Genomic DNA, 20821 nt, shown 5'->3' on the forward strand with positions numbered 1-20821 from the left:
TGAGGTGATAAGAATGAATGATGAATCAAAAAAGGCATTAGATGCAGCCATTTCGCAAATACAAAAACAATTTGGTAAAGGTTCTATTATGAAATTGGGAGAAGCGACAGATACAAATGTGCATACCTTCCCAACAGGTTCTCTGAGCTTAGATATTGCACTTGGAGTAGGTGGCCTGCCAAAAGGAAGAATTGTGGAGGTTTATGGCCCAGAATCTTCAGGTAAAACAACTGTTACTTTGCATATGATTGCCGAAGTCCAGAAACAAGGTGGAATTGCGGCGTTTATTGATGCGGAACATGCTTTAGACCCATCTTATGCAGCTAAGTTAGGCGTTAATATTGATGAACTTTATATTTCACAACCGGATAATGGTGAACAAGCTCTTGAAATTGCAGAAACTATGGTGCGTTCTGGAGCAATTGATATTATTGTAGTAGACTCTGTTGCTGCGTTGGTTCCAAGAGCTGAAATAGAAGGTGATATGGGTGATTCTCATATGGGCTTACAAGCAAGATTAATGTCTCAAGCACTAAGAAAATTAACAGGTGTTATTAATAAATCAAAATGTACTGTCATTTTCATCAACCAACTTCGTGAAAAAGTTGGTGTTATGTTTGGTAGTAATGAAACAACTACTGGTGGCCGTGCGCTTAAATTTTACGCATCTATTCGTCTAGATGTTCGTAAGATTGAAACTTTAAAACAAAGTAATGAGTTTATTGGAAGTCGTACACGTGTTAAAGTTGTAAAAAATAAAGTAGCACCACCTTTCCAACAAGCTGAATTTGATATTATGTACGGTGAGGGGATTTCAAAAGAAGGAGATGTACTTGATTTAGCAACTAATATCGATATTGTTAATAAAAGCGGTGCATGGTACTCTTACGGCGATTTACGTTTAGGCCAAGGAAGAGAGAATGCTAAAATTTATATCAAAGAGCATCCTGAACTTTTACTTGAGATAGAAAATAAAGTAAGAAGTCATTATGGGATTAGTGCGCTAGATGAAACTGCTCATGAAACAAAAGACGAAATGAATGATAAAATTTTAATGGTGGATGAAGAGGAATAAAATAGTAAAAATCGAAAGGTAGCGTATAGCTACCTTTTTGATTTTTTGACTTAAATTAAAGAATTTAAATTTTATGTATAAATATATATGAAAAGTGATAAAAACACCGTATTTTCAATAGGTAATGCTTGACAGCATTTTTAAAAAGTTATACAATTATGATGTTATTTGCACATTGATAATACTTGGGAGGTGGTAGATATAGAACAAATAGGCTTAATAATAGGAATTATTGTAGTCATCATTATTGTTGGAATAATAGCCTTTTTTAGTGGCGCTTCTTATAGAAAACACATAGCGGAAGCACAAATTGGAACAGCAGAAGAAAAATCAAGAAAAATTATAGATGACGCTATCAAAGCAGGGGAAGCTAAAAAAAGAGAAGTATTATTAGAAGCAAAAGAAGAAAACATTCGTGTCAAAAATGAATTAGATAAAGAAGTACGCGAAAGAAGAAATGAATTGCAACAAATGGAGAAAAGATTACTCCATAAAGAAGAGAATATTGATAGAAAAACAGTAACACTTGAACAAAAAGAAGAACAATTACAAAGAAAAATTGATAAAGCTGATAAGACGAGGGAAGAAGCGGAAGCTTTACACCAAAAACAGTTAGAAGAACTTGAACGTATTTCAGGTTTGACCTTAACAGAAGCAAAACAATATCTTTTAAGAACCATTGAAGAAGATGTAAGACATGAATCTGCTATAATGATTAAAGAGATAGAAGCAAAAACTAAATTGGAAGCAGATAAAAAAGCAAAAGAAATTATCACTAATGCTATCCAAAAGTGCGCTGTAGATCATGTAGTAGATACAACGGTATCTGTTGTACCATTACCAAATGATGAAATGAAGGGCCGTATCATTGGGCGTGAGGGAAGAAATATTAGAACATTAGAGACACTTACTGGTATAGATCTCATTATAGATGATACACCTGAGGCAGTTATCTTATCGGGCTTTGACCCAATACGCCGTGAAGTAGCGCGTATTGCCTTAGAAAAGTTAATTGTGGATGGACGAATTCATCCAGCTCGTATTGAAGAAATGGTTGAAAAAGCTAAAAAAGAAGTAGAAGTACTTATTCGAGAAGAAGGAGAAGCTGCTACTTTTGAAACGGGTGTACATGGCTTACATCCAGAGCTTATTCGTTTATTAGGTAAAATGAAATTTAGAACAAGCTACGGTCAAAATGTATTACGTCATTCAATAGAGGTTTCTAATTTGGCGGGATTAATGGCTAGTGAGCTTGGATTAGATGTACGTTTAGCTAAAAGAGCAGGATTACTTCATGACATTGGTAAATCTGTAGATTATGAAGTAGAGGGTTCTCATGTAAGTATAGGTGTTAATTTATGCCGTAAGTATGGAGAAAATGCAACTGTTATTAATGCTGTAGAAGCACATCATGGAGATGTAGATCCGGAAACAGCAATTGCTGTTATTGTACAAGCTGCAGACACGATTTCAGCGGCAAGACCAGGGGCACGACGTGAAACCTTAGAAACTTATATTAAACGTTTACAGAAACTTGAGGAAATTGCAACTTCCTTTAAAGGTGTTGAAAAATCTTATGCTATTCAAGCAGGTAGAGAAGTAAGAATTATGGTAACGCCAGAGGAAGTAGATGATAATGGTCTAATACTTCTTGCGAGAGACGTTACTAAACGTATTGAAAATGATTTGGAATATCCAGGTCAAATTAAAGTAAGTATCATTCGTGAAACTCGTGCAACTGAATATGCTAAATAGTAAATAGCGATGCTTGGCATCGCTATTTTTATGTGTTAAAATAGTGATAAATTTATGTATTAAATCGAACGAAAACTTATATATATCACTAAACGTTCGAATAATACATTGCTATTTGAGGTAATAATACGTATAATAAAGATAATAAATTAATCATGAAAGGAAATACACATGAGAAATTCATATAAAAGTCCATTAGAGGGTAGATATGCAAGTAAGGAAATGCTTTACTTATTTTCCGAGGAAAAGAAATTTAAAACTTGGAGAAAGTTATGGGTTACTTTAGCTGAAACTGAACATGAGCTTGGCTTAAATGTGACAAAGGAGCAGGTCGAAGAACTTAAGAAATTTAGTGAAGATATTAATTATGAAGTAGCAGAAGAATGGGAAAAGAAAGTGCGTCATGATGTCATGGCTCATGTACACGCCTATGGAGAACAAGCTACTTTGGCGATGCCAATTATACACTTGGGTGCTACTAGCTGTTATGTTGGGGATAATACTGATTTAATCATTATGTATGAAGCGCTTGAAGTGATTAAGAAAAAAGTTGTTAATGTCATGGACAAATTAGCAAAATTTGCGATAGATTACAAAGATTTGCCTACTTTAGGATTTACACATTTACAACCTGCTCAGCTTACGACAGTGGGAAAAAGAGCAACTTTATGGCTGCAAGATTTATGGCTAGATTTAGAAGAAATTAATCATTTACTCGAACAAAGAAGACTTAGGGGTGCTAAAGGTACTACAGGTACTCAAGCTACTTTCTTAAATTTGTTTGATGGAGACTATGAAAAGGTTAAATTATTAGATCAAACAGTTGCTGAAAAGCTAGGTTATACTTCTGTTTATCCAGTAACAGGACAAACTTATACTAGAAAGTTTGATTCACTTGTGTTAAATGTATTAAGCCAAGTGGCTCAATCTGCTTATAAATTTAGTAATGATATTAGAATACTTCAACACCTTAAAGAAATAGAAGAGCCTTTTGAAAAGAATCAAATAGGATCATCAGCTATGGCGTATAAACGTAATCCGATGCGTACAGAACGTATTTCTTCGTTAGCACGTTATGTTATATGTGATACATTAAATCCAGCTATTACAGCTTCAACACAGTGGTTTGAAAGAACACTTGATGATAGTGCAAATAAGAGAATTGCTGTTTCTGAAGCGTTTTTAGCAGTAGATGCGATATTAGAGATCTACATGAATGTAGCAGATGGATTAGTGGTTTATCCAAAAGTAATCGAGAAACATATTAATGATGAATTACCATTTATGGCAACTGAGGTTATTTTGATGGAGGGTGTAAAACGTGGAGGAGATCGTCAAGAACTTCATGAACGTATTCGCGTTTTATCTATGGAGGCAGCAGCAGAGGTTAAGCAGAATGGGAAAAGTAATGATTTAATTGAACGCATTTTAAAGGATGATACTTTCAAGATGTCAGAGTCAGAGTTGAAAGCTATATTGAAACCAGAAAACTTCATTGGCTGTGCAGCAATGCAAGTTGTAGATTTTATTAATGAAGTGATTAAGCCTATATTAGAAGAAAATAAAGCTTTATTAGGTGCAGAAGGTCATGTACGTGTATAAACATAAAGAGATGAGTTTATTAAGCTCATCTCTTTATGTTTTTATGAAAAATTTATAGATAGGATGCGATAGGTATATATAGCCCTTAGGTATACGCTTAGGATTTTAGGTATAAATAGAAAGCTTGTATCATAGATTGTTTTATATGATGGTGATGGGAGAGGTGGAAAGTGAATGGGGATTATTTGTTAAAAGGACGATTATCAGTACTGAAAGAGATGGGGGGCGTTTTGATATTAGTATTAGCAGTTTTTGCTAGTGTTTGGTATGCCTTTTGGATTGAAGGGAAAAATACCCAAACATTTGAAGTTTTATATACATGGCTTACACAAGATTACATGAGTATGAATCTGATGAGCTTTGGTTATATAGTAATAAAATACCTAAAGAAGGTGTTTTTAATATGGCTATTTGGTTGGTTTGGACTTACTGTCCCTTTGAGTTGGATTCTTTTGTTTAGTATGATCTTTTCATATGGGTTTACAACAACTGCATTAATATTGCTTTTTGGAGGTAGAGGCATAATGATTGGGATGTTTTCTTATGGCGTACAAGCAATATTGGCAGTGAGTGTAGGAATAGAAATTTTAAAAAGAAGTATGGATTTAATAGGTGGTGCAAGAGGGCAAGTGAAAAAGCAGTATGTCAAGTTACTCATTTCGATTTTGCTTGTATCGGGAATAATGGCATCATTAGACTTAGGGATAATGAATAATGTGAAAATTCTTATAAAATAGACCTTGGTGGTCTATTTTTTATAGTTAAAATGATACAAGAATAGACACAAATGAACTAAAAAGAGTTTAAAAAATACTTGAACTAAAAGAAATGCATAAAATATAGAGTAATATATGACAATTAAGTGTTTCTAAGGGAGAAGCTTGTTAATATTTATTGCTTTATAACGAATATAATTATATAATTGGTATTATATTAATACATTTGTGCAATTTTGTTTTTAGGTTAACTATTTAATTTAGACTAAAAAGGGGGAAGATGATGAACATTTTTTCTGATATAGATTTAATGAATACAGCAATAAGTGCAACAATGCTTAGAAAAAGTATCATAAGTGAGAATATTAGTAATGTGGACACGCCTGGATATAAAAGGAAAGATGTCAGATTTGAAACTATCTTAGAAAAGGAAATCAAAAAAGGGGGAACAGCCGGATTAAACTTAAAAGATATTGAGCCGGAAATATATACAGATTATGCGAATTCTTCTTATAGGTTAGATGGTAATAATGTGGATATTGACGTAGAAATGGCAGAAGAAGCTAAGGTGAGTGCTAGGTATAATGCTTTAGTAACAAGGGTAAATAGTCAGCTGGGACGTTTCTCTACAGTGCTACAAAATCTAAAATAACAAGGAGGAAAAGGGATGGGTTTTTTTGATTCTATGGATACAGCAGCTAGTGGACTTACAGCGCAACGCTTAAGATTAGACATTATTTCTCAAAATATGGCTAATGTAAATACAACACGTACTGCAGAGGGTGGTCCATATAAAAGAAAAACAGTGATTTTTGAGCAAATGCAAAATGAAAATAGTTTTTCTAGTATATTAAATAAAAAGAAGCAAAGCGGTGTAAATGGCGTTAGGGTGGCAAGGATTGTTGAAGATGAGAGTCAGGGGGCATTGGTGTATAATCCTACTCATCCTGATGCAAATGCACAGGGATATGTTGAGATGCCTAATGTCAATACAGTTGATGAGATGGTTAATATGATTTCTGCAAGTAGATCATATGAAGCCAATGTGACTTCATTCAATACGATGAAATCGATGTTTGCCAAAGCGTTAGAGATTGGCAAATAATTCTGGGAGGAAAGAATATGATAGCAGCAGTTCAAGGCATACAGCTTAATCAGCAATTAATGAATAAAATTCAAGATGAGAAAAAACTTACAGGGAATGAAAGTTTTACATATGCATTAGATGCAGCAAAAGAATTAATACAAGCTAACAAGGCAGCAGAAACAGAAACTAAAAATTTAACTAATGATTTTATTACAGGTGCTAATGATGATATTGCTAGTTTATTAATTGCTCAAGAAAAATCCGGGATATTATTACAATATACGTTACAGGTGAGAAATGGTTTATTAAGTGCTTACAAAGAAATTATGAACCTATCTGTTTAATCTCAGATTGAAATAAAGTGAGGTGAATAATTTGCAACAGACGATTGAACAGATATCGAATCAAATTACAGAGAAATTAAATAATTTAACTAAAAAGCAAAAAATACAAATTGGAATAGGTGTTTTAGCACTTATCATTGCAATCACAGCAGTTGTATTGTTGACTAGGCCCAAGATGAAAAACCTCTTTTCAGAGAATTTGGATTCTAAGTCTATTGGGCAAGTGGCTACTGTTTTAAATGAAAATGGTATTAAGTATAAATTAATTAATGATAGTACCAATATACAAGTACAGGAAAATCAATATGAGCAGGCGTTAATGTATACTGCTATGTCAGATGTGCCAGAAAGTGGAATGACTTTTGAACAGGTGATTAATAATACAATGTCCACAACACAGACTGAGATGACAGCTAAAAACAATGAATATAAAAAACAACAATTGGAGAGAACGTTACGTTCAATGGAGGGGATTGAAAATGCTCGCGTTGAACTGGTTATTCCAGAACAGAAAAATGCATACCTTCAGTCACAAGTAGAAAGTAGAGCGAGTATATTTCTGACATTAAGTAAGACGCTTACAACTAAACAATGTGAAGGTATTGCAACATATATTTCCTCTAGTGTAGCCAATTTAGATAAAAAGAATATTGTAGTTATAGATTCACAAGGTAATACATTATATTCTGGTAGTGAAGAAAGTCAATTAGGCCTTAATAAGCAACAGGAAATAAAGTTATTAGCAGAACAAGATGTTACTCAGAAGGTATCTAATCTACTAGGAAATATGTATGATGATGTACGCGTAAGTCCTAATTTGATTCTAGATTTTGATCAATATCAAGAATCTAGTCAAAAGTATCAAACCCAAGGAGAAGATGAAAGTAGAGGGGTTATACAACAAGAAACTCAAGCTTCTAGTTCGACTAAGAACAATCAAACAGGAGCAGAACCAGGTACCACGACAAATGGAGGAGATATTCCAACTTACCAAACGAATAATGGTACAAGTGGTGAAAGCAAGGAGACGCAAAAAGATATTACTTATGCACCTGATAAGACAGAGTCTGTATATGTAAAAAATCCTGGGAATGTTGATTTGGAAAAATCCTCTTTGTCTGTTAATTTGTTTAAAAATAAAATTTATAGAGAAGAGGAAGTTAAGCCAACATTAACAGGAATGACTTGGAGTGAATTTAAAGTAAGCAACCGTGAGCAACGTACACTTGCTGTAGATGAATCTATTGTTAATTCAGTTAAGAGTGCTACAGGTATAGATAATGTTGTTGTCAATGCCTATGAAAATCCTATTTTCTTAGATCAAGAAGTTTATCAAATTGATTACAAAGACTATTTACCTTTAGTATTCCTGGTGCTGGCATTGCTTCTAATTGCGTTTGTAGTACTTCGATTTAGAAAACATGAAGAAATCGTTGAAGTAGAACCAGAACTTGAAGTGGAAGAAATGCTGAAGGCAGCTAAGGAACAAGTAGAACTTGAAGAAATTGAACTAAAAGAAACATTAGAGACAAAACGTCAAATTGATAAGTTCGTAGATGAAAAACCAGAGGCTGTAGCAAACTTACTTCGTAATTGGCTGACAGAGGAAGATTGGGAGTGATGACATGGTGAAGGAACAATTTTCAAGTAAACAAAAAGCTGCGATGTTATTAATTGCTTTAGGACCAGAAAAGTCTGCTAGTATCTTCAAATATTTAAAAGAAGAAGAAATAGAACAACTTACTTTAGAAATAGCTAGTATTAAAGCTGTATCACCTAAAGTGAAGGAAGAAGTGCTTCAAGAGTTCTATGAAATGTGCTTAGCTCAAGAATATATTGCTGAAGGTGGTATTGGCTATGCAAGACAACTTTTAGAAAAAGCTTTGGGTTCAGATAAAGCAGTAGAGGTTATTAATAAACTTACTGTATCATTGCAAGTACGCCCATTTGAATTTGCTAGAAAGACGGAAGCATCACAGTTGGTTAATTTTATCCAAAATGAGCATCCACAGACTATAGCACTTATTTTATCCTACTTAAAACCAAGTCAATCAGCAGAAATCATCAGAGCGTTACCACCAGAGATGCAAGCTGATACTGCACGTAGAATTGCACTGATGGATAGAGCTTCGCCAGATGTTATTAATCAGATTGAAAGAGAGTTTGAAAAACGCTTATCTACATTAGTATCTGAGGATTATACAAGTATTGGTGGTGTTGATTCAATTGTAGATATTATCAATCAAGTGGATCGTACAACTGAAAAGAATATTATGGAAAATCTTGAAATTGAAGATCCAGAATTAGCAGAAATTATCAAGAAACGTATGTTTGTATTTGAAGATATTACGACGCTTGATCCAAAATCTATCCAACGCGTACTTAGAGAAGTGGACAATCATCAGTTAGCTATTGCGCTTAAAGGTGCAGGAGATAGTGTTAAAGAAGTTATTATGTCTAATGTCTCTAAACGTCTTGCGGCGATGATTGAAGAAGATCTTGAATATATGGGACCAAAGCGTGTTAAAGAAGTTGAAGATGCTCAACAAAAAATCGTTAATGTTATTCGTAAATTAGAAGATGCGGGTGAGATTGTAATTTCACGTGGAGCAGGAGATGAGGTCGTTGTCTAGTATTATAAAGGGTGAAAGAATAAGAACACAAAGTATTATAGATTTTTCTACTAGGCAGATAGATGTGCTTGCAGAAGAAGATTACATAAATGAAACTATAGAACAATCAAGTTTTGATGAAAAAGAACAATTAGAAAGTATTCAAGAAAAGCAACTAAAGGAAATACAGGAACTTATTGATGCTAAACTAGAAGAAGCAGACAATCAAGTGAGGCAGATGCTTTCAGAAGCAATACAAAAATCACAAGCAATAGAGGAAGAAGCAAAGCAATTAAAAACACATATGTTATTTGAAATGACAAAAGAAAAAGAAGAAGTATTAGAAGAAGCTCGAAAGCAAGCAGAACATATTCTAGCAAATGCTCATAAAGAAAAAGAAGAGCTGATTATGAGTACAGAAGGGGAGCTAGTAGAAACCCTTATTACACTCCTTAATCATATTATTAGCGAAGAAATGAATTATCAAGTTGACTGGGTAAAGTATTTAGTTAGAAAGATGCTAAGTAAAGAAGAGATTTTAGGAAAAGTCAAGGTAATTATTTCACCTATTTTATATGCAAGGTTGTCAGAAAAGGAAATCGATGCAATTAAAGGAATTAGAAAAGATTTAGAAATAGAAACAAGAGACAATCTTAATGAAACCACTTGTATGATTGAATTCAATCAAGGAAGTATTGTGTATGATATCTCGCAAGGACTTGAGCGTGTTATTAATGATACAAGAATCTTAATGAATGCAAAGTAGGGGATAATATGATTGATTTTAAAAGGTATGAACAGGTTACAAAAAGCCAGCTGTGGACCTATAAAGGTAGAGTAACGAGAGTGGTTGGAATGAGTATTGAAACCTTGGGTCCAATAGCTAACATAGGAGATATTTGTTATATTCAACCCAGAGGAAAAAAAGAACTAGTCACTGCTGAAGTAGTGGGATTTAAGGACGAGTACTTATTATTAATGCCATTAGGTAATCTAGAGGGTATTGGTCCTGGGTGTGAAGTATTAGCTTATGGTGATAAACTGAGTGTAAAAGTAGATGAGAGTTTATTAGGAAAAGTAGTAGATTGGCGTGCAAAACCTATTAATGGTGATGAACTGCACTGCATGTATCAAGTGCCTATTGATAATACAGCACCTAATCCACTTACAAGAAATCGTATCACTATCCCACTACAGTTAGGTGTACGTGCTATTGATGGCATGTTAACTGTAGGAAAGGGACAAAGGATAGGGATATTTGCAGGTAGTGGAGTAGGAAAAAGTACGTTAATGGGTATGATTGCAAGGAATGCTTTGTCCGATATAAATATTATAGCCCTGATAGGAGAACGAGGTAGAGAGGTAAGAGAGTTTATCGAAAATGACTTGCAAGCAGAAGGTCTTAAGCGATCTATAGTAGTTGTAGCTACTTCCGATCAACCTGCACTCATGCGCCTTAAGGCAGCCATGACAGCAACAGCTTTAGCAGAATATTTTAGAGCTCAAGGAAAAGATGTACTTCTTATGATGGATTCTCTCACAAGGTTTTCAATGGCACAGAGGGAAATAGGCCTTGCTATTGGAGAACCACCTGTTTCTAGAGGTTATACGCCATCAGTTTTTGCACAGATGCCAAAGCTTCTAGAAAGGGCAGGTAATTCAGATAAAGGAAGTATTACAGGTATGTATACTGTTCTAGTTGATGGAGATGACTTTAATGAGCCTATTACAGATACAGCGAGAGGCATACTAGATGGGCATATCGTATTATCTAGAAAATTAGCTAATAAGGGACATTATCCAGCAATAGATGTACTAGCTAGTATATCCAGGGTTATGAGCAATATTGTTTCAGACCAACATAAAACTTATGCTAGAGAGATAAAAAAACATATGGCTGTATATAAGGAAGCAGAAGACTTAATTAATGTAGGGGCCTATAATAAGGGAAGTAGTGAGGAAATTGATGCAGCTATTGACAAGATGAAATTCATCAATGAGTTCCTATGTCAATCAGTAGGTGAAAAGGTTGAGTTTGAAAATACTTTACATCATATGCAGGAAATAATTAGTTAGGGTGTGAATATGTTTAAGTATAAATTGGAACCTATTTTAGCTTTAAAAGAAAAGCTAGAAGAAAGCAAAAAGAGAGAATTAGGGCTAGCACATCAATGTCATGAAAAAGCAAAAGCTGAAAAAGAAGTATTGGTGAAGCAAAGAGAAATGGCATATAAAGAAGCAAAAATTCAATCTCATGAAAAAGTAAATATCATACAATTAAGGCAGCTTAATTATTATTCCAATTATATGAAGGAAGCTATTCATTCTAAAAATGAGGAAATTGACTTAGCGGCAAAAAAAGTAGAGCAACGGCGAGAAGAACTAGTAGAAGCCGTCAAAGAACGAAAAATACTAGAGAATTTGAAAGAGCTTCAGTTAGAAGATTATAAAGAAGAAGAAAAGCGAAAAGAAAATAACGTAGTAGATGAAATAGTTACTTACAAATACAGAGCGAATCAAAAGGAGTGAGGATAGATGGGACAAGAAACAAAAGAGAAGAAAATACAAGAAGTAAATAATGATATCCCTCCTTTTAAACCTAAAAAACGTAAAAAGAAAAAATGGTTATTTATAGGCCTTATCTTCATTATTCTAGTAGCAGCTGGTTTTATTTTTAGAAAACCATTGATAAATTTTCTAAGGACTATTCCAGTAGTTGGTAAGCTTGTTCCGAGTACAGCAGACAGTGAGTCAGCCTTATCAAAGGAGGAACTTCTTGTTCAGTATGAAAAGCAGAAACAAGACATACTTACTTTAGAAGAAAAAATAAATCTACTTGAAGAAACCAATAAGGATTTGCAGACACGCAATGTGACATTAAAAGAATATGAAAATAAGTATGAGGATTTTCTTAAGCAAAAAGAAGCATGGGATCAATCAATAGCAGAAAATAATCCAGAATTGTTCATTGAACAATTTGAAAAAATATATCCAGAAACAGCAGCAGAGTTATATAAGACATTAAAAGGTGAAGCTATTAATACAAAAGAACAGCAATCATTAGCTAAAGCGGTAGGAGAAATGGATGAAGATCAAGCTGCAAAGGCATTAGAAGTACTTCTAACGACAGATTCCGAATTGGTTCAGACAATCATGAAGGAGATGAAGGATGAGAAAAAATCTCTTATTTTGAGTAGCATGACTTCAGAAGGTGCAGCAACAGTAATAAAGCTTATTTCACCAGAAATAAATAATCAGCAGAACTAGGAAAGGAGGAAAAATATGGGGCAAATTGGTTTAGGTACTATATTTATGAATGCGCAAGTTGCTAATGTGGATACAAATTACACATCTTCTAGAAAGGCGATAGAACCATCAAAGGAGCGCTCATTTAGTAAGGAATTAGATAAGGCGAAAACCTCACAATTAGGAAATCAAGATAAAAATGAAACTGATAAGATAAAAGATGATAAAGGGAATGAAGTTGTACAAAAAACAAAAGATGAGGTTACAAAATCAGAACCGGTTAATAAGGAAAAGGTAGAATCAAAACCAGAAGATGAACTAGAAAACAGCAAAGATAAAGGTGAAATTGATGAAAAGATCCTTTCGTTATTAAGTCAAGTATTAAATGTTACTACCGATCAGTTAAAAGAATTACTTAATCAAATGGGATATGCGCCATCTGACTTGCTTAAACAAGAGATGTTTGGAAAATTTGTCAGTGAAGTTTACACTCAAATAAAAGGTGAAAATCTACTTATGGTGGAAGACGGCGTTAAGGACATTAGTCAATTATTTGATCAGTTACAAGTGATGTGCAGTGAAACAAAGATTGAAGGAACACCTTTAGATCTACAAAAACAGATGGATGTGAAAACAAATATAGAAAAGACCGAACAATCATTAACTACTATTCAAAGTCTTTATGAGGTAGAAGATGAAAACGATATTGAAGTTACTCAGAAAACGCAAGTTCAAAGCGTCGTTCAGAATATGAATACGAAAACAGTAACTCAGCTTCAAACACCGGAAGAACAGTCTAATGTGTTAAATAATAGTGTATTAAATGAGCCTGGTAAAGTAGATTTAGGTATAGTTGTACCGATACAGAATTTTTCTTCAACAGTCTATTCTCAATTATGGCAGCCTGAAGGAACTGGTACATCTCAACAAGTAGCTCAGACGCCACAATTAATAGAAACGGATATCATTGATCAAATAGACTTTAAGACGTTAGGAATGACTAAAGAAATTCATTTGCAGCTTTCACCTAAAGAATTAGGAGAATTGAGTATAAAACTTATAGAGGAAAATAGCAATATTGTAGCACAAATAAAGGTTGACAATGAAAAAGCAAAAGCATTTTTAATCAATGAAATGAACAGCTTGAAAACTGCTTTAGAAGAACGAGGACTCACGGTTACAGATGTTAGAGTTGATATTAAGCAAGATACACATCAATCTCAGATGGAACAAGAAAAGCAAAAATCAAGCAAAAGAATTCAAGAGATTATAGCAAAACATATGGAAGCATTTGAAGAAGAGGAAGAAATAAGACCTGAAAAAATAAGTGATTCAGAAGTTGATTACATGGTATAAGGGGTGAGTAAATGTCAACAACGATTTCAAAAACAGCAGCTTTAAATAGTGATTATTTGAAAGTAACAGAAGAAGTTAAGGAGCAATCTGAATTAGATAAAGATGCTTTTATTAATTTGTTAGTTACACAAATGAAATATCAAGATCCTCTTGATCCCGTAGATAACTCAGAAATGTTAGCGCAATTAGCTCAATTCACTGCACTTGAGCAGATGATGAATGTAGCACAAGCCTCACAAAAACAATTGGCTAATGGCATGATAGGTAAGTATGTTGAATATCTTTATAAAGATTCAGAAACAGGCACCTCTGAATACCTAGTAGGTAAAGTTGATTATGTGAAGGTATCAGGTGATACCCCAGTTCTTGGTATTGGTGATGTAGAAGTAAATCTTGAAGATGTTTATCAAGTTTACGATAGCAGTAATATTCAAGCTAATACGACAGCATTTGAATTATTAGGTAAAACAGTTCAAGGGTTAGTTGAAGAAACCAAAACAGATGGTACCAAAGAAAGTATCATTATTGAAGGTGAAGTATTAGGCATTGAAATGAAAAATGGTAGTCCATATATGGTTATTGGAACAGGTAAAGAAAAAGTATCCATTGACTTTAATAAAATACAAAACATAGTGGATAAACCAAGTATTACAGGAAAAACAGTAACTGGAACCTATACTGACAGCGAAGGTAAAGTTCAAACTATTACTGGAACAGCTGAGTACATACGTATTGAAAAAGCAGGTACTTTTGTTTATGTTAGAGGAGAAAAAGAAGGTCAGTTTGTTAACTTTAATCATATTACATTAGTAGAAGATAAGTAATAGGACAAAATGAGGAGGTAGATTAATATGATGAGATCAATGTTTTCTGCGGTATCTGGACTTAGGGTACACCAGACAAGAATGGATGTAATAGGAAATAATATAGCCAATGTTAATACTATAGGTTATAAATCACAACGTGTCACTTTCAATGATGTGTTTTCGCAAACACTATCAAGTGCTAGTGCTGCAAGTGATGAAACCGGTAGAGGTGGACGTAATCCTATGCAAGTAGGTTTAGGTGTAAATGTCTCTTCTATTGATATGTTAATGACTCAAGGTGCTGCACAGCGTACAGATAACCCATTTGACTTAATGATTAATGGAGATGGCTTTATAGTTGTAGGAGATACAAATGGCACTTATTTTACCAGAGCAGGTGCTTTAAGAGCCGATGTGGATGGTAATTTAATTATTGCTAATGGAATGAAAGTAAAGGGTTGGACAGCACAACTTAATGAAGAAACGAATAAGTATGAAATTGTTAAAGGAGAGGCTGGCTCTATTAATTTAGCTGATCCTAATTTTGTAAGTTCTAAACCAAAGGTAACAGATAAGTTACAGTTATCAGGTAATCTTCCATCTACTTCTACAAAAGAAGAAACAACCTTTCGTTTTTATGATAGTTTAGGAAATTATTATTCACTAGCAACTACCTTAACACCATCAACGGATAAGGTAGATGGCTATTCTGTATGGGAAATGAAGTTGGGTGATATTAAAGATGCAAATGGAAATAAGTTAAACGGGACACTTTCACCTGATACAGCAGTTAAACTTTATTTTGATACAAATGGTAAACTAGCTAGTGTGGGCGATGCAACTAGTGGTGCCACATCCATAGATCTTGAGATAGAAAATACTGATAAGACATCAACCTTTGCAGAAAAAATATCAATTGATTTTTCTTCTATGACTCAATATGCTTCAGCATCTACGATTGACCCTAAAACCATCAATGGTAACGCTGCTGGTAAGATGATAGGTTATGAGATAGGTGGCGATGGCGTGATTACAGCTTCTTATGATAATGGGGATATGAGAATACTTGCTCAAGTTGTAGTGGCTAAGTTTGATAATCCAGAAGGACTTGAGAAGGTAGGAGATAATCTTTATAAAGTAACGCCTAACTCTGGAGAATTTGATGGTGTGGGGACAGTAGGAACCTTTAATACAGGTGTTCTTGAAATGTCCAATGTAGATCTTTCAAGTGAGTTTACAGATATGATTGTTACTCAAAGAGGGTTCCAAGCCAACTCAAGAATTATATCTGTTTCAGATGAAATGCTTCAAGAACTAACAAATCTTAAACGTTAATGTATAGGAGAAGCTTATGATTAAACTTTCAAAATTAAACAATCAGGAGTTTGCTGTTAACTCTGATTTAATTGAAACAATAGAGCAGACGCCTGATACAGTTATAACAATGACAACAGGTAATAAATATGTAGTAAAAGAAACGCAAGAAGAAATTATTAGGCGTATTATTCAATATAAGCGGAAAATATACCTTGTAAATGAAGGGGAGGAATAAGTAAGTGGATATTTCTACAATAATAGGTTTGGTATCGGGAATAGTATTTGTTCTCATATCAATCGTTTTAGGTGACGGAAGAATAATGCTTTTTATTGATTATCCATCAATACTTATTGTTTTTGGTGGTATTATTTCAGCTCTATTTGTGTCATATCCCATTCCTAAATTGTTGGAAGGCCTAAAAACAGGGAAGCATGTATTTTCCAAACAGGAAATAGATCCAACAGAGGTTATTTCAAAAATCAATGAATTAGCTTTGTCTGCTAGAAAAGAAGGCTTATTAGCTTTAGAAGAAATTGCTCAAGGAATGGATGATCCCTTTTTACAGAAAGGTATTTTGCTAATTGTAGATGGTACAGATGCTGAATTATTGAGAAGTATCCTGGAAACAGAAATTGCCTTTGTTGAAAATAGGCATAAAGACAATCAAAAGTTTTGGGATTCAATAGCAGAATTAGGGCCTGCTTGGGGTATGATTGGTACACTTATTGGACTTATTATTATGCTAGACAACTTGAATGATCCATCTACTCTAGGGCCTAAAATGGCAGTAGCACTGGTTACGACTTTCTATGGTTCTATGATTGCCAACTTAGTAGCTACACCAATATCTAATAAATTGAGCTTAAGAAGTAATGATGAAATTTTACATAAGCAAGTTATGGTAGAGGGTTTACTGTCTATTCAGGCGGGAGAGAATCCACGTGTTATTGAAGAAAAACTTAAAGCATTTTTATCACCTGGTACACGTAGGGTATTTGATGTTAAAAATAAAGACGAATAGGTGGTGAAGCATTTTGAAGAAGAGAGAAGACCAACCTAAAAAAGGTGCACCTGCTTATATGAATACCTATGGTGATATGATGACTTTATTACTGACTTTCTTTGTTCTTTTATTTGCAATGTCAACAGTAGATGCTGAAAAATTTGAAGCATTGGCATCTTCATTCCATGCATCTGTCAGCATTTTTGATGGTGGTCAAACGATTCGCATAGATAATAATGTGTTAGAAAATGGTATGTCTCAATTTCCAGTAAAGGAAACACAATTTTCTATAGAGCAAGCCTATCAAGAAGCGCAAGAAACAACAAAAGCAGAGCAAGATATTAAAGCTTATGTAAAAGCAAAGGAAATAGATGATAAAATCACTGTGCAAAAAAGTGGAGATATGATAGTCATTCGTTTTGCAGATATCTTGTTATTTGATACAGGAAAAGCAGATATTAAACCAGGAGCTATTCCTAATTTAAATCTAATTGGTGAAAAACTTAGAGAGTACATTGACCAAGGTTATCATTTACGTGTAGAAGGTCATACAGATAACCAACCTATACATACGGCACAATTTCCAAGTAACTGGGAACTTTCTAGTGCAAGGGCAATTGCAGTAATGAGGTTTTATCTAGAGGAGATGGATTTTAATCCATCTAAGATATCAGCAGAAGGAATGGGTGAATATCATCCTATAAGTTCAAATGCCACAAGTGAAGAACGAGCTCAAAATAGGCGTGTAGAAATCAAACTCAGTAAATCAACATCTTAAAATGAGGGGAGATTAGACATTGGAAAGTAAATTTAAGCTTTTTGTGATTATAGCTATTGTAGTGTTAGGGATTTCTATTGCTGGTAGTACATTTTTTGTATTAAAGCAAATGAATGAGTCCTCTAATGGGCAAACTGCTGCTACAGAAAAGGAATTAAAGCTTACAGAAGTTTCCATGGGTGATGCGATTATGACTAACATTGCTATGGGAGAAGATGCAGTGCAACATTTTGCTAAAATAAAAATTAGCTTAGGAGTAGATGCAAGTGATAAAAAAGCTTATGAAGCTTTTACAAATGCAGTGACTAACCAAGCTGCTAGTATGAGAAATGAGCTTATAGCAGTCATTGGAGAGCAAACCTACACCATGTTAAAAGCAAATGATGGTAAAGCGAAGCTAGCAGATGAAATAGTAGCAAGACTTAATAAATTGTTGAGTACAGATATTATTTATGATGTGTATTATGAAGAATACTTTGTGCAATAAGTATTATTTAAAGGAGGTGACATAGGGTGAGTGAAGTACTGTCACAAAGTGAAATTGACGAGCTTTTTAAAGCACTCAATACTGGCGAAATCAATGTCAATGAGATGCAGGAAGCTAATGAACAAAAGGGCGTTAAATCATATGATTTTGCAAGACCCTCTAAGTTCTCAAAAGAGCAACTTCGAACTTTAGAAATTATTTTCGAAAGCTACGGAAGGGCTATTTCCACCTATTTATCTGGACACCTCAGGACAATGGTATCAGCAGAAGTTATGAATGCAGAAGCTGTTACCTATTCAGAGTTCTCTAATGCACTGATTAACCCTGTTATTTTAGCAGTTACAGATTTTAGGCCATTAAAAGGTTCTATCCTTCTAGAGCTTTCCCCTAATATGGGTTATACCATTATTGACCGTGTACTAGGAGGAAGTGGAAGCGGCCTTGAAACGATTAGAGAATTTACAGATATTGAACGTGTTATTTTGGAAAAGATATTTATTCAGTTTGTTCAGCTTTTAGCTGAACCTTGGCAAAATGTCGTGGAACTTGATCCGATGCTTGAAAAAATAGAAACTAATTCACAAGTTGTACAAATTATATCACCTAATGAAATCATAGCCCTTGTTACACTTAATATAAAAATAGGAAATGTAGCTGGTATGATGAATATATGTATACCACATTTGGTAATAGAGTCCATTATGGACAAATTAAATACTAAGTTTTGGTTTGCACAGAAAGAGCAAGAATTAGGACCATCTTATCATGAGTATATTGAAAAGATGATTGAAAGGTCTAGAATACCTATAAAAGCAATCTTAGGTAAGACACATATTACTGTGCGTGAGTTCTTGGAGCTGTCACGTTCAGACATTGTAAAGCTTGATAAGGACATTGATTCTGGATTAGATATTTATGTTGGAAATATATTAAAATTCACAGGTTCACCAGGTGAATATAAAAATAAAGTAGCTATAAAAATTAATCATGTTATACAGAGGGAGGATGAGTAATGGTAGCCGAAATGCTTTCACAGGAGGAAATAAATGCACTGTTAGGCAATATGAATGCTGATACCACTAGTGATAACAGTGCATTACAAGAAGACTATAGCATGCAAAGTAGTGGCACAGTTACGTTAAGCCCAGAAGAAACAGATGCATTAGGTGAAATAGGTAATATATGTATGGGTACAGCTGCAACGACCTTGTTTACGCTTCTGAATCATAAAGTACTTATTACAACACCAAAAGTTGAAGCTCTAACTTGGGAACAATTTATAAACACAATTACAGACGACTTAACAGCTGTTTCTGTAGACTATACAGAGGGATTTCGTGGCTCTAATTTAATGATTTTAAAAGACCATGATGTGAAAATTATCGCTGATTTAATGATGGGTGGAACAGGGGCCTATGCAGAGGGGCCTGTAACTGATTTACATCTTAGTGCTATTGCAGAATCTATGAATCAAATGATAGGTTCGTCTTCTACATCAATGGCGCAAATATTTAACAAAAAAATTGATATTAGTCCACCACAAGCACTTAAAATGGAAGCTAACTTAGAGGATATTTTTGGCCCTAAAGGAGACATTGTAAAAATATCTTTTAGATTACAAATCGAGGAGAATATTATTGATAGTGAATTAATGCAGGTATTGCCTATTCAATTTGCTAAAGAGCTCATTGCAGGACTTTTAAATCAAGAACAAATAGCAACTGAAGAAGTAGCAGCTCCTCAGCCAATAGAAAATAAATCAGAAGTATCATCCTCAGTAGTACAAACGGCTACTCAGCCTACTATGGTTCAGCCAGAGCCTAAACTACCACCAATAATGGAGCAACCATATATGACAAATGATCCTAATTATTATGGTGAAACCTATCACAAATCTGTTAATAACATAAGGGCGGATGTAGATGTTCAGACGCCACAATTTCAATCATTTGATAATCGTCCAAAAGTTTATCCAAAAGAAAATATGGATCTCTTAATGGATGTTTCATTAGAAGTTTCAGTTGAACTTGGTCGTACATCAAGAAAGATTAAAGAAATACTTGAATTTGGACCAGGAAGTATCATCGAACTTAATCGTTTAGTGGGAGAACCTGTTGATGTACTTGTTAACGGTAAGTTTGTTGCAACGGGAGAAGTTGTTGTAATTGATGAAAACTTTGGAATAAGAATCACAGATATTATTAATCCGGAAGATAGAATATAGGAGAGGTGTATAAAATGGCTAAAAGGGTATTGATTGTAGACGATGCAGCATTTATGCGTATGATGATTAAGGATATCTTAAGCAAAAATGGGTATGAAGTAGCTGGAGAAGCAGAAAACGGTTTAAGAGCAGTAGAGAAGTATAAAGAATTAACACCAGATTTAGTACTGATGGATATCACAATGCCAGAAATGAATGGTATCGATGCAGTAAAAAATATTAAAGCTTTAGATCCAGGAGCTAAGATTGTTATGTGCTCTGCTATGGGGCAACAAGCTATGGTTATTGAATCTATTCAAGCAGGAGCAAGAGACTTTATTGTTAAACCTTTCCAAGCAGATCGTGTTTTAGAAGCTGTTAGAAAGGTTGTTGGTTAAAACACAGAAGCCAGTATTAGTGGTAGCCTATTTTA

The 20821-nt window shown here is 34.2% G+C and carries 23 protein-coding genes; all 23 read left to right on the forward strand.

The genetic code is table 11. The annotated features are described in order from the left end of the window. The first annotated feature begins 13 nt into the window (after positions 1-13). The 23 genes from recA (at position 14) to QTL86_RS05095 (ending at position 20786) form a co-directional block, all read left to right on the forward strand. Positions 14-1075: a recombinase RecA gene (gene recA, locus QTL86_RS04985; protein WP_127066905.1), complete on the forward strand. Its 1062-nt coding sequence runs from the start codon at positions 14-16 to the stop codon at positions 1073-1075. 168 nt (positions 1076-1243) lie between these two features. Continuing rightward, the gene (rny, locus tag QTL86_RS04990) at positions 1244-2830 is read left to right on the forward strand and encodes a ribonuclease Y (RefSeq protein WP_013657465.1); all 1587 of its coding nucleotides are present in this window, start codon (positions 1244-1246) and stop codon (positions 2828-2830) included. A 171-nt stretch (positions 2831-3001) separates the two neighbouring features. Next, entirely contained in the window at positions 3002-4432 is a 1431-nt protein-coding gene (gene purB / locus QTL86_RS04995) for an adenylosuccinate lyase (RefSeq protein WP_127066904.1), read from the forward strand. Between the two features lie 170 nt (positions 4433-4602). Next, complete coding sequence (locus QTL86_RS05000) at positions 4603-5169, forward strand: hypothetical protein (protein WP_127066903.1); 567 nt, start codon at positions 4603-4605, stop codon at positions 5167-5169. Between the two features lie 262 nt (positions 5170-5431). Then, on the forward strand, positions 5432-5800 hold the full coding sequence (gene flgB / locus QTL86_RS05005; RefSeq protein ID WP_207669743.1) for a flagellar basal body rod protein FlgB: 369 nt from the start codon (positions 5432-5434) through the stop codon (positions 5798-5800). Positions 5801-5815: 15 nt separating this feature from the next. Next, complete coding sequence (gene flgC / locus QTL86_RS05010) at positions 5816-6253, forward strand: flagellar basal body rod protein FlgC (RefSeq protein WP_410496701.1); 438 nt, start codon at positions 5816-5818, stop codon at positions 6251-6253. Positions 6254-6270: 17 nt separating this feature from the next. Further along, positions 6271-6579, forward strand: coding sequence for a flagellar hook-basal body complex protein FliE (locus QTL86_RS05015; protein ID WP_127066900.1), 309 nt, complete (start codon positions 6271-6273; stop codon positions 6577-6579). Positions 6580-6610: 31 nt separating this feature from the next. Continuing rightward, positions 6611-8200: a flagellar basal-body MS-ring/collar protein FliF gene (gene fliF, locus QTL86_RS05020; RefSeq protein ID WP_410496702.1), complete on the forward strand. Its 1590-nt coding sequence runs from the start codon at positions 6611-6613 to the stop codon at positions 8198-8200. Between the two features lie 4 nt (positions 8201-8204). Then, entirely contained in the window at positions 8205-9212 is a 1008-nt protein-coding gene (gene fliG, locus QTL86_RS05025; protein ID WP_013657458.1) for a flagellar motor switch protein FliG, read from the forward strand. Further along, a complete protein-coding gene (locus tag QTL86_RS05030; protein ID WP_410496703.1) occupies positions 9205-9957 on the forward strand; it encodes a hypothetical protein in 753 nt (250 codons plus the stop codon). Before fliG ends, QTL86_RS05030 begins: the two co-directional genes overlap by 8 nt. Positions 9958-9965: 8 nt before the next feature. Next, on the forward strand, positions 9966-11267 hold the full coding sequence (fliI, locus tag QTL86_RS05035; protein WP_410496704.1) for a flagellar protein export ATPase FliI: 1302 nt from the start codon (positions 9966-9968) through the stop codon (positions 11265-11267). A gap of 9 nt (positions 11268-11276) precedes the next feature. Continuing rightward, positions 11277-11720: a flagellar export protein FliJ gene (gene fliJ / locus QTL86_RS05040; protein ID WP_410496705.1), complete on the forward strand. Its 444-nt coding sequence runs from the start codon at positions 11277-11279 to the stop codon at positions 11718-11720. Positions 11721-11726: 6 nt separating this feature from the next. Next, positions 11727-12458 (forward strand): hypothetical protein, encoded by a 732-nt coding sequence (locus QTL86_RS05045; RefSeq protein ID WP_410496706.1) that lies wholly within the window; start codon positions 11727-11729, stop codon positions 12456-12458. Positions 12459-12473: 15 nt separating this feature from the next. Beyond that, positions 12474-13793 carry a flagellar hook-length control protein FliK gene (locus tag QTL86_RS05050; protein WP_410496707.1) on the forward strand — a complete coding sequence of 440 codons (1320 nt, stop codon included), beginning with the start codon at positions 12474-12476 and terminating at the stop codon, positions 13791-13793. Positions 13794-13804: 11 nt separating this feature from the next. Next, a complete protein-coding gene (locus tag QTL86_RS05055) occupies positions 13805-14617 on the forward strand; it encodes a flagellar hook assembly protein FlgD (protein WP_410496708.1) in 813 nt (270 codons plus the stop codon). Between the two features lie 27 nt (positions 14618-14644). Further along, entirely contained in the window at positions 14645-15934 is a 1290-nt protein-coding gene (locus QTL86_RS05060; protein ID WP_127066892.1) for a flagellar hook protein FlgE, read from the forward strand. 16 nt (positions 15935-15950) lie between these two features. Beyond that, a complete protein-coding gene (locus QTL86_RS05065; RefSeq protein ID WP_013657450.1) occupies positions 15951-16151 on the forward strand; it encodes a flagellar FlbD family protein in 201 nt (66 codons plus the stop codon). A 4-nt stretch (positions 16152-16155) separates the two neighbouring features. Further along, positions 16156-16938: a motility protein A gene (locus QTL86_RS05070; protein ID WP_127066891.1), complete on the forward strand. Its 783-nt coding sequence runs from the start codon at positions 16156-16158 to the stop codon at positions 16936-16938. Positions 16939-16951: 13 nt separating this feature from the next. After that, positions 16952-17698, forward strand: a complete 747-nt coding sequence (locus QTL86_RS05075) for a flagellar motor protein MotB (RefSeq protein WP_013657448.1) — start codon at positions 16952-16954, stop codon at positions 17696-17698. 19 nt (positions 17699-17717) lie between these two features. Further along, positions 17718-18185 carry a flagellar basal body-associated protein FliL gene (fliL, locus tag QTL86_RS05080; protein WP_127066890.1) on the forward strand — a complete coding sequence of 156 codons (468 nt, stop codon included), beginning with the start codon at positions 17718-17720 and terminating at the stop codon, positions 18183-18185. Between the two features lie 26 nt (positions 18186-18211). Next, the gene (gene fliM, locus QTL86_RS05085; RefSeq protein ID WP_127066889.1) at positions 18212-19198 is read left to right on the forward strand and encodes a flagellar motor switch protein FliM; all 987 of its coding nucleotides are present in this window, start codon (positions 18212-18214) and stop codon (positions 19196-19198) included. Then, positions 19198-20409, forward strand: a complete 1212-nt coding sequence (gene fliY, locus QTL86_RS05090) for a flagellar motor switch phosphatase FliY (protein WP_127066888.1) — start codon at positions 19198-19200, stop codon at positions 20407-20409. Before fliM ends, fliY begins: the two co-directional genes overlap by 1 nt. A 14-nt stretch (positions 20410-20423) precedes the next feature. Further along, the gene (locus tag QTL86_RS05095) at positions 20424-20786 is read left to right on the forward strand and encodes a response regulator (protein ID WP_013657444.1); all 363 of its coding nucleotides are present in this window, start codon (positions 20424-20426) and stop codon (positions 20784-20786) included. The last annotated feature ends 35 nt before the right edge of the window (positions 20787-20821 follow it).

It is taken from the genome of Cellulosilyticum sp. ST5, from assembly GCF_046529625.1.
GTDB classification, from domain to species: Bacteria; Bacillota; Clostridia; order Lachnospirales; family Cellulosilyticaceae; genus Cellulosilyticum; species Cellulosilyticum lentocellum.